The sequence below is a fragment of the Methylomonas sp. Kb3 genome, from assembly GCF_002834115.1.
In the GTDB taxonomy this organism is placed as follows: domain Bacteria; phylum Pseudomonadota; class Gammaproteobacteria; order Methylococcales; family Methylomonadaceae; genus Methylomonas; species Methylomonas defluvii.
Genome location: NZ_PIZT01000068.1, coordinates 225,228 through 240,773 on the forward strand (window position 1 = coordinate 225,228; position 15,546 = coordinate 240,773).

The following is a 15,546-nucleotide window of genomic DNA, read 5'->3' on the forward strand; positions in this document are numbered from 1 at the left end:
GCTTCACGAAGCCTTAAAAAAGCATAGTACCGTCAAAGTTAGGCGCGGCATGGAGCGCAGTCAGTGGCTAAAACCCGACGAGATTAGGCAGTTGCAATTGCAACATTTACGCGCGTTTCTGCAAGACGTACAAATTCATGTGCCTTACTACAGGCAGTTGTTCGCTAACTTGGGGTTTGATCCGGCGAACCTTGATAGTGTGAAAAAATTAGCCGAGCTACCGTTGTTAAGTAAGCCGGAAATCAGACAGCATCTTGATGAAATGAGAGCGGATGATGCTAAAAGACTCGCACGTTTCAACACTGGCGGTTCCAGTGGAGAACCATTGATTTTTTACATCGGTAGCCGCCGAGTTAGTCATGATGTCGCGGCAAAGTGGCGAGCTACCCGTTGGTGGGGTGTGGATATAGGTGATCCGGAAGCAGTAATTTGGGGATCTCCAATCGAACTAGGGGCGCAAGATAAAATTCGCTTGTTACGCGATAAATTGTTGCGTACACATTTGATTCCGGCGTTCGAAATGTCGTCGGAGAAGTTGGACGGCTTTGTTCGACAAATCCAGCAGATTCGTCCGAAAATGTTATTTGGTTATCCTTCTGCGTTGGCCCACATTGCCAGTCATGCTGAGAAGCGGGGCGTGGCATTGCATAATTTGGGGATTAAAGTGGCTTTCGTGACATCGGAACGGCTGTACGATCATCAGCGGACAAAAATAGAAAGCGTGTTTGCTTGTCCGGTCGCGAATGGTTACGGCGGGCGTGATGCCGGTTTTATCGCGCATCAGTGTCCCAAAGGCAGTATGCATATTACCGCTGAGGACATTGTCGTCGAGATTGTAGACAAACAAGGCCAGCCTTTACCTAACGGAGAGCTCGGTGAAATTGTGGTTACGCATATGGCAACCAGAGATTTTCCGTTTATTCGGTATCGTACCGGCGATATGGGAATATTGTCGGATAAAGTCTGTGCCTGCGGGCGCGGATTACCAGTGCTGGAGGAGATTCAAGGTCGAACCACCGATTTTGTAGTTGCTCAGGATGGAACAGTATTGCATGGCTTGGCATTGATTTATGTCTTGCGAGATTTAGAAGGCGTTGATTCCTTTAAAATCACCCAAGATAGTTTGGATAAAACCACTGTGCAAATTGTTAAAACCCTAAAATATCAAGCGGCTTACGAACAAAAAATCGTCGACGAATTTAAAAAACGTTTAGGACAAGCCGTTACCATCAATATCGAATACACCGATTACATTCCCAAGGAACGTTCAGGAAAGTTCCGTTATGTGATTAGTCACGTCAAGGCATAACTATATCGATCACTATGACAAAATTTGCAGGATGGATGGGGAGCGGTCTCCAGAAAGATGAATCTATCGCTTTGCTGGGGCAAATGACGGCGGCGGATTCAATATTTAATGTTCGGCATGGTCAGAACTTCGCTTTTTCAACCGCTGCGACCGATATGACGGACAGTAATGGGGTGTTGTTGCTCGTCCCGCAGTCCGGTTCGCGATCAGGTCGCTCGCAGAGTTTGTGGGATGCCTATTTAAGTCGCGGTGTCGATTTTTTAGTCGGTTTGCCGGAAGCTGATACCTTGCTGCTTATCGATACCAATCAGCAGCTGCTGATGTTGGCTACCGATCCGATTGGTCTCAGTAACATCTATTACGCAGAAATCGCCGATGGCCTAATATTCGGTTCAAGTGCCGATTTTGTAGTGCGTCATCCTCAGGTCAGTAACGACATTGCGCCGCAAGCGGTATTTGATTACATCTATCTCAACCATTGTCCCAGCCCTACAACGATTTATCGGCAAGTTAAAAAGCTGGAAGGTGGGCAGTGCTTGGTTTATCACAACGGACGAATCAGCTTAAAACGCTATTGGCTACCGGTATTTCGTGAGCAATCCTGCAATTTGCATCAAGCCGGCCTGGAATTGCAGCAGCAGTTAATCGAAGCGGTCAGAAGTATGGCCGATACTGAAGACAATACCGGCGCGTTTCTGAGTGGTGGGCTGGATAGTTCCAGTGTGGCGGGGGCCTTGGCAAAGGTATTTCCAGGCAAGGCGAAAACCTTTTCGATGGGTTTTGACGCTGACGGCTATGATGAAATCGAGTACGCCAATATTGCAGTGCAACGTTTCAACACGCGGCAACACCAGTACTACGTCACGCCCGAGGATACCGTTAATGCCGTGCCGGCAATAGCGGCTTACTATGATGAGCCGTTTGGGAATGCGTCTGCCTTGGCAGCGTATTATTGCGCCAAGTTGGCAAAGGATCATGGTGTTGACCGTTTGCTAGCGGGTGATGGGGGGGACGAGATTTTTGCGGGTAACGAGCGCTATGCCAAGCAAATGTTATTCGAGAGTTATCATCGCCTGCCAAAATTCCTAAGCGCTGGCCTCGAAGCAACATTAAATAACTTGCCGGATGTAATAGCCAAACAGAAACTACCGTTTAAGGCAAAACGCTATATCGATCAAGCGAACGCAGCGATGCCAGACCGCCTCCAGGATTACAATTTTTTGCATAGGCATGCTGCGGCAGACATTTTTCAAGCTGATTTTTTAGTGGAAATTGATACTTCTGCGCCCTTACGCCAGTTTAGGGAAGACTATTGGCGGCCGGAGTCTGCTAGTACCTTGAACCGTATGTTGTATCTGGATTGGAAAAACACGTTGCACGACAACGATTTGGTCAAGGTAAATAGAATGTGCGAAATGGCAGGCGTTGAAGTCTGCTACCCCTTGTTGGATAGACGCATTCTCGACTTGTCTTGCCGAATTCCATCCAATGACAAGTTGCGAGGGCAAAAGCTGCGTTGGTTTTACAAACAGGCCATGGTGGATTTTCTTCCGGAGCGGATTATCAATAAGCCTAAGCACGGCTTTGGATTGCCTTTCGGCGTTTGGCTGAAGGACCATCAGCCGCTTAAGCAACTGGCTTATGGCGCAATAAATGATTTGAAGCGGCGCGAGTTTTTTAAACCGGATTTTTTGGATCATGCTATCGAGATGCATCAAAGTGTGCATGCCGCCTATTACGGTGATTTAGTGTGGATGTTGATGATGCTGGAGTTTTGGTTTGCCGGTAAGAGTTTGTAGTCAACCAATCCCCAAATTATTTAGCGATTTACAGGGGGGGGGGTGACAAAAAACGTCAGTTATTAACAAAAACTACTTTTTTGATAAGGTTGTGGCTACAGGAATATTGCATTTTTTTATTTGTTAGGGCGTTGTGTAAGGCTTTGAAATGTATGTGGAATAGGCTTAATTTTATCGTTTTATTCTGTTCGGAAGATAATTGGCATGCTAATTGTTAATAAGTCTGAGAGTTTTAAGTTCCGTTCATCATAAAAAAGAAGGTGGTTATGAATAAGCAAATGCAAAAAGTGCAACAAGGTTTTACCTTGATCGAATTAATGATCGTAGTTGCGATCATCGGTATCTTGGCGGCCATTGCGATCCCGGCTTACCAGGATTACACAGTTAAATCCAAAGTGTCTGAAGGTCCAAGTTTGGCTTCACCAGCGCTGACTGCCGGTGGCGTGGGTTGTAGTGAAGTAACACTGGGTGTGAGTACAACAGGCAACGCGACTTTCGGTTTGGCTCAGCCAACTTCAATCGTTGGTAAGTATGTTACGTCTGTTCAGATTACCTCTGCGTCCACGGGTAGTGCTAGAGTAACAATTTTGTACACAACGGGCGGTGCTTTGGGTACAGACGTGGTGAGCGGTGCCAATAAACTAGTTTATTCAGGTCAATGTGCAACTGGTGTTGGCATGCAATGGACTGTTGACAATACAAACAGTACCTTGCCAGCAAAATATCGTCCAAAAAGCTAGTAATTAGATTTTTAACGGTATGCAAAAGGGGCTTACAGCCCCTTTTGTTTTTTTGGTATGTCTTTTCAGTATAAATTATGACGATCTGGTTGGGGTGTACGCTCAGAAGAAGTTGGCAAAGTGATTGGGTCAAATTGGGTTTAATTGGCTTTCTGATTTTAATTGTCTATTTTCCTGGTCGGATGGGTCCGTTTATAGCCGATGATTATCCGAATATTCTGCAAAATAAGGGTGTGTTACTGACTCATCTTAATTTCAGTGAGCTAATGTCAACATGGAGCTCAAATGCCAGCGGGGTTTTTAAACGACCTTTAGCCAATGTAAGTTTTGCGTTGAATTACTATTTCGCAGGTCAGTACTTCGATCCTATCGCGTTTAAGTTGACGAATATTGCTATTCACGTTGTCAATAGTGTTCTAGTTTTTTTTCTCAGTCGATTGCTGTTTAGCGCAACTGCTCAAAACTATCCTGCACAAAAATTGGCTTTAATGTCAGCATTGATATGGGGATTGCACCCGTTGCAGTTAACCTCTGTGCTTTACGTCGTGCAACGAATGAACAGTTTGTCCTGTTTTTTTATGCTGACAGGTTTTTTGATTTTTTTAAAGGGTAGGCTTCAACTAGAAAAGCCTTTCAGTATTTTGTTGATGCTGGTTGGTTCTCTGTTCGGCTCCGGGTTGGGTATTTTGGCTAAGGAAAACGCTCTACTATTACCTCTGTTGATAGTTGTATCTGAGATTCTGCTGCCATCGATTCCCAATGATACTTCCCGTGTACGTGTGCAAGTGTTCTATGCAATAACTGTGGTCCTACCAGTTTTCGTGGCAATCATTTATTTATTTAGTCACCCGGAATACGTATTGGGCGGATATGCGACACGCAACTTTACTCTTGCTGAACGAGTAATGACTCAGACCAGAGTGTTGTTTTATTATTTGAGCTTACTGTTTTATCCGGACAATACCCAGCTCAGCTTCGACCATGATGATTTCTCCTTGAGCAAGAGTTTGTTTCAGCCGATCAGTACCTTTTATTCTGTCATAGGTATTCTTTGCTTACTGGTACTCAGTGTATTCAATTGCGTACGCAAAAAAACGCCATTTTTTAATTTTGGTATTCTTTGGTTTTTGGTTGGCCAAAGTATGGAGTCCAGTATTTTTGCGCTGGAATTAATTTACGAGCATCGTAATTATGTACCCAGTATTGGGTTGGTCATCGCAACAGTTGCGTTGACCTATAATATTTTTTCTAAATTAATCAGTGAACAGTTATTAAATATTCTATTCGCTGTAGTCGTGTTTAGTTTGGGGCTAGCTACTTTTTCTCGTGCTTCAATTTGGTCAAGTTTGGACGCTTTAAGTTATTTTGAAGTGCGCAATCATCCGACGTCGATCAGGGCAAATAGTCTCTATGCCCATAGTCTTGAAGTAAAACTTGGGCCGAATCCCGAAAGTTACCGTTATTATTTATTGGCGGCACAAGGTAATGAATTAGAGGTTGCTACTTTGGTTCAAGTCTATATGGAGTTGAACAAGCTTCTTTACTTTCAAGATGCTAAAAATGATCAGCCAGGAATTGCCATGCCAAAACGTTATGACGATCCGCTCATACTGGATAGCCACTATATGCAGGCGTTGAAATCGTTGGTGCATCAGGAGGTTCTGGCTCGTATCGCCAACAAGGCTTACTCGGTGCGAACATTGGTAACGTTGCGGTTGATGACAAGCTGCCTTCTCAATGCTGAATATCAGTGTAAGAATATTTCAGAGGATGTGATGGAATGGACGGACGCTGCCTTGGCGCAGCCCGATTTTTCCGACAGATTGGTGCTGTATATCATCAAAGCCAAAATATGTTTTTTTCAAGGCCATATTGAAGAGGCTTTTGCAAATGTTGATAAAGCCATTGCGCAATCGCCTGACAGAATGTATTTCTACATTGAGAAAGCCGATTTACTCATTCACCTAAAGGAATATGACACAGCGGAACAGGTGATCAAAATGGCTGAGGGTCGAGGCGTTGCAAATGGCTTTGATAAGCAAGAGTTCAGTACGCTCCGCCAAAATATTGCAGTACTAAGCCGTTAGTCCTTCTACTAACTGGTCGCTTTGCCGAAAAATTCAGATTAATCAGCGCGCCTGAGTCAAATTCACTAAAATACCCGCATAGATTTTCAATCAGTTTTGCTGGGATTAGCTTGACGCTATTCGAGGTCGAGCAAATTGCCACCAACAGCCCTTAAAGCCTGGGATTATGCGGATACTCAATATAGTCTTCAAAAATATCAATTCACTGGAAGGCGAAGGCCGAGTCGATTTCGACCAGGGACCTATTGCCGACAGTGGTGTGTTTGCTATCACTGGCCCCAACGGCTCCGGTAAGACCAGTATCCTTGATGTGATTACGCTAGGCCTATACGGTGAGACTTTTCGTTTCGACAAGCCTGCCGAGCATGTAATCACCAAGCAGGCAAACGATAGCTTCGCACAGGTTGAATTTGCTTTAGATGGCGAGAGGTTTCGTTCCTCATGGCAGGTAAAACGGCCTGCTGACGCAAATCAAGATCAGGTTTTACAGCCGGAAATGAGCTTGACTAAGTTAAACGATGATTCGGAGTTACTCGCCAGGACACCAAATACAGTACGGACCAAAATTGCCGAGTTGACGGGCATGGACTTTCATAAATTCAGCAAATCCATGGTCTTGCCGCAGGGCGACTTTGCCGCTTTTCTAAATGCGCTGGATAGCGAGCGCATGGACATTCTGGAAAAAATCAGCGGTACCCAGATCTATGTTGAGTATCGGCAGCGGACTGAAGGTAACTTTCATACATCGCTCAGTCGTTTAACGCAACTACAACAGGATATTGATCTGATTCCTTTACTCAGTCCGGAAGCCTTGCAAGCCGGCGAGCAAGACTTACAGGATTTCAAGGACCAAGTTGCGGAGTTAAAAAACCAACAAAAACAGTTGCAACAGCAACTACTGACAATAAAAAACATTCATTCATTAGAAGGACGCCAAAGACAACTTCTCGAACAGTCAGAGAAAGTTGAAGCGCAAATTAAGCTTTTACAAGACGATTTACAGAAAATTGCCGATTGTCAGCAAGCGACACAGTTTCGCGAAGAAGTAATTTTATTGGACGGTAAGCAGGGACAGATTGTCCAAAGTCAGGCGACCTTGGATGCTTATCGTCAGGAGCTGAATGCGCTACAGCGCCAACTTGGTGAAGATGTCAGTAACGCAATCGTCCCAAGCCTGAATGGTAAAAGCGTAGAGGAGCAAAAACAGGCTATTGATGCGCTGAAATTGAAAGTGGGTGATCTGAAGCTGGAGTTGCCGCGTGAAGCCGAACTGGTGCAGACGCTGCAACAGCAATTGGAGGAAAGAAAGGCAAGTCTTGCGGAAATAGACGGCTGGTTACAAGATCATCAGGTGGATGCTAGTTTGCAGTCTGACTTTCCCGATGTCGTGCAGTTACGTAATCTCCGGACAGAATTGGCGGAGTTGGCCGGTAAGCAGAAGACACAAGCCAATTGGACTAAAAACACGACTGCGGCGCTGAAAAAAAACCAGACTGCTTTGCGCGATACTAAAACGGCGGTTGCCGATTTGAATGAGCGTATTGAAGCTGCACGTAAAACCCTACTGGAGTTGGCGCAAGGTAAAAGTTTCGAGGAGTTGAAGGAGTTACTGGTAGAGCAGCAAACACGGGTCAATGATTTTCAGGAGCTGCACTCGCTGGCTGCGGTTAATGCCAAATTTACCAAAAAAAGTTTTTTTAGTTGGTTCTCTCGTAATAAAGCGCCGGAACTGCCCGATGAGACCCGCTTGCAAGCCAGGCTGGATGCCCTGCGAGACGAGATGGACCGTGAAGAAAATATCGGCAAAGCCTTGGAGCAAGCTGTGCTGAATGAGGCATTGCTGAAAAAATTTAGCGGTGATCGCGGCAAGTTGGTTGATGGTAAACCGTGTTTTTTATGTGGCTCCTTAGATCATCCCTATGTTTCTAAACCGCCAATCCAAACCAACTCTAAAAAAGCCTTAATCGATCAGCGCGGCAAGATGCAGGCCTTAAAAGCAGCTATCGATAGTGTCTCCGGGCAGTTGGCAGTGGCAAAAAAGCAAGGTACTCAATTGTCTGCTCGGCAGCAAAGATTGCAGCAAATGCGCTCGCAATGGTTGGTTTTGAGCAACCGTTTAAATGTCGTCAGTGCGGAGCTGGACATCAATAATTTGTCTTTGCAAAAACGCTTGTGGGACACAGAAGCCCAGGAGTTGGAGAAAATCAAAAACCTGGTCAATGATCACGCGCAGTTACAGCGTAATGTGGCTAAGTGGACGGCCGAGCTAGAAGCCAAGCAGGCTTTGGTAGAAAAATTAACGGCGTCGGTGGAGCAACTTGATGCCACTTGGCGTAATCGGCCTCAGGAATACATCGAATCCGAACAGCTTTTCGCTAGTCGTACGGCGGAGCAAAAGGCGCTTGTTGATAAACTGGAAAAGCAGTTGGCTTTATTGGGTGAGAAGTTACCAGGAAAAGGCAAAGAAAATATAGTCTTCGATAAGCTCAATACTCGACGCCAGGATTACCAAATCCGCGAGTTACGTCAGAAGGGCTTGCTGGAGGAAGTTGCTAGCTTGCAAGATAGACTGTACGCTAGTCAGGCAAAAATAGCCAGTTATCAGGAGCAGATGGCAGACGCTTTGACTAGCTTGCAAACGGAAGAATCGCTGGGTTTGCATCTAGTTATCCTGGAGAAGCAAAAACTCATCGTCGAATTGGAGCGGCAAATAGCCACCCAGCAACTTGAACTAGATGCAATGCGGCGAGTATTAGCTAATAAAATTGCGGGTGGCGTTTTTACTGATGTCGATAGTTTGCGGTCGGCTTTAGAGCTGATCGATAGGCGGGCTGAAATTGAGCAAAAGCTGGAACAGCAAAATACGCAATTGGCAGCAATCGACGAAGAACTGGCTAAACTGTCAGCCGATTTACAAAAGGAATTGGCGGTTATGCCGTCCGATTTAAACGAAGCCGACCTTTTGGCAATCCAACGCCAGCTATCCCAGAAAATCGATATTGCCGAACAAGAAGTGGCTACGTTGGAAACTAAGCTGGATAAACAGTCAGCTTATCAAGAAAAATATCAGAGCCTTCAGGCGCTTTTGGCTGAGCAAAGGGTGATACATGCACAAGCCGAAGCGGAAATGAAGTTGATTAACGACGAGCAGGGTGGTTTCCGGCGGCGTATTCAACAGTTGTTGGTGGATAATTTGTTGTCGCAAGCCAACCGGATTTTGGAAAAACTAAGCGGACGTTACTATATCCGCAGTTTGGCCAGTGATAATGGCTTGGCGCTAGAGGTTGAAGATACCAAACAAAAAAATCTACGGCGATTGCCGAAAACCTTGTCTGGTGGCGAGAGCTTTGTGGTGAGTTTGGCCTTGGCTTTGGCGCTAGCCGAGATTGCCAACAACGGTAAGGCGATCGATTCACTGTTTCTGGATGAGGGCTTTGGTAATTTAGATGCGGAAGCCCTGTATTTGGCAATGAGTGCCTTAGAAGGCTTGAAGACTCAAGGGAAAACGGTCGGTGTAATTTCCCACGTCGAAGGGGTAAAAAAGCGCATCAAAACGCAGATTGAATTGGTAAAAAAAGCCAACGGTATGAGCGAGTTGAAGATGGTTGCTTGATCTGACGGTGGAGTAGGTGAACGCTCCACCACAAAATTAAGTAATTAATTGCTGGGGCGGAAGGCTTTGCCGTAGGTGGTTTCCGCGTTGAAATTGTCCCAAACATATAAAGGATAGACGATGGGCTGCGTAGGGATTGGCGAGGAAACCAAATCCAGCACGCCGACGCCGATTCTTCCTCCCATATTCAATAACCCTTTAAAAGTACCGCCGATAAAGCCGTAAATAACATTGCTTTGATTATTGATTAAAATAATGTTTTTCGGTATTTCCAGGGAAGATGTGGTGATGTTGGCGAGGCCGGTAGTCAGTTTTCGCCCGAAGGTTTCGCCATAGGTTTCGGCCTCTTCCGCTAGGCTGGGCAAGCTGGTCATTAGAAAAGCTGCGAATAAAACAGTGGTCAGGGCGCGAGTATTTCGATTCATAACTGATCCTGTATATTAAAACGGATTTGAGTATCTGTTGGTCGAGTCGGATTTACCGCTTCGACCGACAATCGCTCGAAAGTATAGCAGAGCCGTGAACTGTTTACTTTTTCAACGCCTTGGCAAATGCGCTGCTCATGCTGTTCTGTAGCGCGGGCTGCTGTTTAGGTTTGTGAGCGGTTCTTTGCGGTTTTTCTTTTGGAATAATCTCACCGGCATCCACGTTTTTTCTCATGCTTAGAGAGATACGTTGGCGTGCCACATCCACTTCCAGTATGCGCACTTTTACCATATCACCGGTTTTTACGATGCTACGTGGATCTTTAACAAAGTCGTCCGCCAGGTGTGAAATATGCACCAAACCGTCTTGATGTACGCCAATATCAACAAAAGCACCGAAATTGGCGACGTTGGTCACGACGCCGTCTAAAGTCATACCGGGTTCAAGATCGGTAATTTTCTCCACGCCATCCTTGAATTGTACGCTTTTAAACTCCGGACGCGGGTCGCGGCCTGGTTTTTCCAGTTCCTGCAAAATATCCGAAACGGTGGGAACGCCAAAATTGGCGTTGGCATAGTTTGCCGGATTCAGGCCTCGTAAAAACTGGCTTTGGCCGATCAAGTCGCGGATTGATTTGCCCGTATCATCTAGGATTGCATTGACCACGGGGTAGGCTTCTGGATGTACGGCAGATGCGTCTAGCGGGTTGTCGCCGTTCATGACCCTGAGAAAGCCGGCTGCTTGTTCGAACGCTTTATCGCCTAGGCGCGGCACTTTTTTCAGCTGATTGCGGTTTGCAAAGGGGCCATTCGCATCGCGAAACGCAACGATGTTTTCGCTGATGCTGCTGCTTAGTCCGGATACCTGTTTCAGCAAAGCTACCGAAGCTGTGTTTACGTCTACGCCGACCGCGTTCACGCAATCCTCTACCACGGTATCGAGCATACGAGCCAATTGCACTTGGTTGACGTCATGTTGATATTGACCAACGCCTATCGATTTTGGATCGATTTTCACTAGTTCCGCCAGTGGGTCTTGTAGTCGGCGGGCTATCGATACTGCGCCGCGTAATGAGACGTCGAGGTCTGGAAACTCCTTGGCAGCCAGTTCCGATGCCGAATATACCGACGCGCCGGCTTCGGAAACTGTGATTTTTTGAAAATTAAGGTCTTTATGTTGCTTCATCAAGTCTGCAACCAATTGATCAGTTTCCCGAGAAGCGGTGCCGTTACCGATACTCACCAGTTGTACTTGGTGCTGCTTGATCAATTTAGCCAGAACTGCTATCGATTGATCCCATTGGTTCTTAGGTTGATGCGGGTAAATGGTTTCTGTGGTCAACAGCTTGCCGGTTGCGTCAACCACAGCAACTTTGACGCCTGTGCGAATGCCGGGGTCCAGGCCCATGGTCGCTTTGGGACCGGCTGGCGCCGCCAGCATCAAGTCGCGCAAATTGCTGGCAAACACTCTAATGGCTTCTTGCTCGGCGGCCTCGCGCAGTCTTAGCTTTAGATCCATATCGATACGGGTAAATAGTTTGATTTTCCAGGCAAAGCGGGCGGTTTCGGCCAACCAGGCATCGGCGGGTTTTTCTGTGTCTTTAACTTGCAGGCGTTGACTAACGAATTGTGAACATAGCTGATGTTCTTCTTGATCCAGTTCCGCCGGTTTTAGGGTTAAGGATAGTAAATCCTCGTTACGACCGCGGAACAAGGCCAAGGCACGGTGCGACGGAATCTTATTGATCGCTTCACTGTAGTCGAAATAATCCTTGAATTTTGCTGCCTCTGCTTCCTTGCCGGTCACGACGCTGGCGTGCAGGATGCCCTTGTTCCAAACACGTTCGCGCAATTCAGCAAGTAGTTCGGCATCTTCGGAAATACGCTCCATGATGATCTGACGGGCGCCCTCCAGGGCTGCCGCGACATCCGCGATATCTTTTTCAGCGTCGATATAGCTAGCTGCGATTTGTTCGGGGATTAGGTCGTGATTATCCAGGATGGCGTCGGCTAATGGTTCAAGACCGGCTTCTCGAGCAATTTGCGCTTTGGTGCGGCGTTTAGGCTTGTAGGGTAGGTATAGGTCTTCCAGAAGCGTTTTGGTGTCGGCGTCGAGTATTGCTAGTTCCAGTTCCGGGGTGAGCTTTCCTTGCGAGCGAATGGTGTCGAGAATTGAGTCGCGGCGGCTGTTAAGTTCCCGCAAATAAATCAATCTTTCCTCAAGATTTCGCAGTTGCGTATCGTCCAGGCCACCGGTTACTTCTTTGCGATAGCGGGCTATGAAGGGCACCGTGGCGCCATCGTCCAATAGGGCGGCTGCGGCGGCGACTTGTTGCGGCTTAACTGAAAGTTCTTCGGCAATGCGTTGGATAACGTCCATCTGTAGCTAAAATGAAATTGGTATAAAGGCCCAATTCTACATTAGCGTGGGTTCTTGAAAAAGCGAACTATCAGAAATGGAGTGAGAAACTTGCGGGCACAAAAAAGGCGCCAGCTGAATTTTCAGCTGGCGCCTAAATTGCTAAGCAAAAATTATTTTGCTTGGCTTAAAACGTCGTTATTAAAATCTTTATGCTTTGCCAAAACTTGGGCTTCAGCTTGGGCAGAAGTTTCGCCGCTGTATTTGAGATGTTTGGTTTCATCCGCTTTCAGCAAAACGACGCCAGCAATAGCAATTGCAGTAACAACAGCAACTACAGTAAAGGTATTGTCTTTTTCTTGTTCAGCCATTTTTATAATCCTCATCTTGTTGTTGTAATAATTAGCCCTAAACGGGGCAACTCGAGTTGTATGTCGAAATTAGTATTATTGTTGGTCGACGGTGCATTTTTTACACTCAAAACTGTTTTGTGTCAAAACAATATTTTTGCGATTATTCGTTTTGACTGATAGGTATTTTATTTTTCTAATAAAATCAACTTATTATGGGCTTTTCTTTGGGCTGAAAAGTACCCGGTTTTGATGCGATGCTGTTGCTGCGTATCTGTTTCGGCGTGGTTTGCTATGCATTTATGCCGTAGCCGGAAGCCTGCATTACGGCGGCAAGTCGAGAAATATTGCGGGAAATTCCTATCGTTTGTCGAGTGTTCTAAGGGGCGATGAAGGGAAAGGAGGTATGGTTAACCTCGGTCATCGTGCAGGTTGCATGATAGGATTGGAATTTGAATCTGGCAGTCTGTTTGTTCTTACGGCGTTGTGTTGTTCGAATGGAGGCGGCTCGAAAATAATCTTTAGCTAAATTTGGGGTGCTCATGCTTAAACACATACATCTTCTTTTCGTGGTAGTTTTGGTGGTCAGCTTTATTGGGCGAGTGGTGCTTGCCGAGCTAAAGCCAGCCCTGTTGGAGCAGAAATGGCTAAAAATTGGTCCGCATGTTATTGCGAGTTTGGTCTTGTTGACCGGATTTGTCTTGGTTTTTCAAGGAGGTTGGTTATCAGCAGAATTTGCTTGGATCGTAGCCAAGCTATTGATGTTGTTAGTTTACATTGGCTTGGGGATTGTGGCGATTCGCCAATCGGGACGTTCGCGATGGTTGGCTTTTGGTGGCGCATTGATTTGTTTGTATTACATCTCCAAGGTTGCTGTGACTAAGCAGGTTTTTTTCTTTTTTTAAGTGTTGTTCTATGCGTTGGAGTTTGCCCGCGAGGCCTTGTGTTTCTTAGAGAGTAGATAAATTTGGCTTGCGAAAAATAGTTATTGACAGATGGTGAAATTTGTATACTAACGAAAAAAGCTTGTCAAAGCGTTTTTATTCGGATAACCTCAAACCTCCTGTCAATACTCAACGTAAGGAGGGTAGGATGCGAAAAACGAAATTGACGGCAATATTATTGCTTTCAGCGAGTCTAGCGTCTTTTAGCTCTGTAGGTTTAGCGAAAACAGAAAGGAACGGTTTTCTTTCCCTTGAACAAAGCGGCGTCGCATCGTATTACAGCGACAAATTGCATGGTCAGCGGACAGCAAACGGTGAATTTTATGATAAAAACGCATTAACTGCGGCTCACGCGAGCTTGCCGTTTGGTTCTTTGGTGCGTGTCGTTAATCTTAGTAATAATCGTAGTGTCGAGTTGCGGATAAATAGCCGCGCTCATAAAGCCAATAAGCGGCTGCTTGATGTGTCCAAAAGGGCTGCCAGCGAGCTTGGTTTTATCCAAGCAGGCTTGGCGAAAGTCAAACTTGAAGTTCTGCGTGTAGGCGACGCCTAAGTTGCCTGTAGTGATGTAATTCGGTCTACGGGCCGGATTACATCGTCCTCGCTTATTCTGAAATCTCTCAAACTTACTTGTTAAGCGGTTTCTTTAATCGCTTTAAAGCCGATGTCTGTTCGGAAATACACGTCCTGCCAGTTGATTTGTCGGCATAGCTCGTAGGCTTTTTCTTGGGCTTGGGCGATGCTGTCGCCCAATGCGCACGCGCATAATACTCGGCCTCCAGCTGTGACTACTTGGCCTGCAACTTGTTTGGTGCCGGCGTGAAACACCTTAAAATCTTCACCAATATTGCTGCCCGGTAATCCGCTGATTGGATGGCCTTTGGCATAGTCGTCGGGATAGCCGCCGGCTGCGAGTACGACACCCAATGAAGGGCGTTCGTCCCACTCCGTAGTCGTATGATCAAGTTGTTTATCTATGGCCGCCAGACAAAGTTCAACCAAATCGCTTTTTAAACGCATCATGATCGGTTGGGTTTCCGGATCGCCAAAGCGGCAGTTGTATTCCAACACTTTGATACTACCGTTCTTGCCTATCATTAGGCCGGCGTAGAGAAAGCCGGTATATTCGTTACCGTCTTCACGCATACCTTGCAGAGTGGGCAAAATTACCTCATTCATGACACGTTGGTGAATCTCCGGCGTCACCACAGGTGCGGGAGAATAGGCCCCCATGCCGCCGGTGTTGGGGCCTTGATCGCCGTTGTCGCGGGCCTTGTGATCTTGAGAGGTAGCCATGGCCAAGGCATGCAAGCCGTCGGCGATAACGATAAAACTGGCTTCTTCGCCATCCAAAAATTCTTCAATTACCACCCGGTGTCCGGCTGTGCCAAACGTATTGCCGGCTAACATGTCTTGAACCGCGGCAATTGCCTCTTGTTCGGATTGGGCGACGACTACACCTTTACCGGCTGCCAAACCATCGGCTTTAACAACGATGGGTGCGCCATTTTCTCGGATATACGCGGTTGCCGGTTCAACTTCTGTAAAACTGTTGTACGCGGCTGTGGGGATGCCGTGGCGGATCATAAAATCCTTACAGAAGGATTTGGAGCCTTCCAACTGCGCGGCTTGAGCTGTCGGTCCGAAGCACTTTAAACCTGCGGCGGAAAATCGGTCGACTATGCCTTTGACTAAGGGTACCTCCGGTCCAATAATGGTGAGCTCTATGTCTCGGGCTTGAGCGAAACTCAATAAACCTTCGATATCGTCGGCCTGAATATCTACATTGTTTATGCCGTTTTCCAGGGCAGTGCCAGCGTTACCAGGCGCAACGTAGACGTTGCCGGCTTTTGCGGATTGCCTGACTTTCCAGGCCAAGGCGTGTTCTCGGCCGCCACTACCTACGATCAAAATGTTCAT

11 protein-coding genes and 1 pseudogene are annotated in these 15,546 nt (G+C 46.6%); 8 read left to right on the top strand and 4 right to left on the bottom strand.

Annotated elements, in window-relative coordinates; translation table 11 throughout:
- Nucleotides 1-199: 199 nt before the first annotated feature.
- From CWO84_RS19850 to CWO84_RS19870, 6 genes and pseudogenes are all read left to right on the top strand, one after another.
- Nucleotides 200-1,309 carry an AMP-binding protein gene (locus CWO84_RS19850; RefSeq protein WP_240618100.1) on the top strand — a complete coding sequence of 370 codons (1,110 nt, stop codon included), beginning with the start codon at nt 200-202 and terminating at the stop codon, nt 1,307-1,309.
- Between the two features lie 14 nt (nt 1,310-1,323).
- On the top strand, nt 1,324-3,108 hold the full coding sequence (locus CWO84_RS19855; protein WP_240618101.1) for an asparagine synthase-related protein: 1,785 nt from the start codon (nt 1,324-1,326) through the stop codon (nt 3,106-3,108).
- Nucleotides 3,109-3,386: 278 nt separating this feature from the next.
- Nucleotides 3,387-3,500: pseudogene (locus CWO84_RS25050) on the top strand (prepilin-type N-terminal cleavage/methylation domain-containing protein); the annotation flags it as partial.
- A gap of 3 nt (nt 3,501-3,503) precedes the next feature.
- Nucleotides 3,504-3,848, top strand: coding sequence for a pilin (locus tag CWO84_RS25055; RefSeq protein ID WP_276308166.1), 345 nt, complete (start codon nt 3,504-3,506; stop codon nt 3,846-3,848).
- A gap of 77 nt (nt 3,849-3,925) precedes the next feature.
- Entirely contained in the window at nt 3,926-5,935 is a 2,010-nt protein-coding gene (locus tag CWO84_RS19865) for a hypothetical protein (protein ID WP_133120721.1), read from the top strand.
- A 166-nt stretch (nt 5,936-6,101) separates the two neighbouring features.
- Nucleotides 6,102-9,548 carry an SbcC/MukB-like Walker B domain-containing protein gene (locus tag CWO84_RS19870; protein WP_101054750.1) on the top strand — a complete coding sequence of 1,149 codons (3,447 nt, stop codon included), beginning with the start codon at nt 6,102-6,104 and terminating at the stop codon, nt 9,546-9,548.
- Between the two features lie 44 nt (nt 9,549-9,592).
- Here the strand turns inward: CWO84_RS19870 and CWO84_RS19875 are convergent, their stop codons facing one another.
- From CWO84_RS19875 to CWO84_RS19885, 3 genes are all read right to left on the bottom strand, one after another.
- On the bottom strand, nt 9,593-9,973 hold the full coding sequence (locus tag CWO84_RS19875) for an exosortase system-associated protein, TIGR04073 family (RefSeq protein WP_033155672.1): 381 nt from the start codon (nt 9,971-9,973) through the stop codon (nt 9,593-9,595).
- Between the two features lie 103 nt (nt 9,974-10,076).
- Nucleotides 10,077-12,353: a Tex family protein gene (locus CWO84_RS19880; RefSeq protein WP_033155671.1), complete on the bottom strand. Its 2,277-nt coding sequence runs from the start codon at nt 12,351-12,353 to the stop codon at nt 10,077-10,079.
- A 152-nt stretch (nt 12,354-12,505) separates the two neighbouring features.
- On the bottom strand, nt 12,506-12,703 hold the full coding sequence (locus CWO84_RS19885; protein WP_033155670.1) for a hypothetical protein: 198 nt from the start codon (nt 12,701-12,703) through the stop codon (nt 12,506-12,508).
- A 521-nt stretch (nt 12,704-13,224) separates the two neighbouring features.
- Between CWO84_RS19885 and CWO84_RS19890 the strand changes: the two genes are divergently transcribed.
- A complete protein-coding gene (locus CWO84_RS19890; protein WP_033155669.1) occupies nt 13,225-13,587 on the top strand; it encodes a SirB2 family protein in 363 nt (120 codons plus the stop codon).
- A gap of 187 nt (nt 13,588-13,774) precedes the next feature.
- Nucleotides 13,775-14,179: a septal ring lytic transglycosylase RlpA family protein gene (locus CWO84_RS19895; RefSeq protein WP_033155668.1), complete on the top strand. Its 405-nt coding sequence runs from the start codon at nt 13,775-13,777 to the stop codon at nt 14,177-14,179.
- Between the two features lie 80 nt (nt 14,180-14,259).
- Here CWO84_RS19895 and purD read toward each other — a convergent pair whose 3' ends face one another.
- The gene (purD, locus tag CWO84_RS19900) at nt 14,260-15,546 is read right to left on the bottom strand and encodes a phosphoribosylamine--glycine ligase (protein WP_033155667.1); all 1,287 of its coding nucleotides are present in this window, start codon (nt 15,544-15,546) and stop codon (nt 14,260-14,262) included.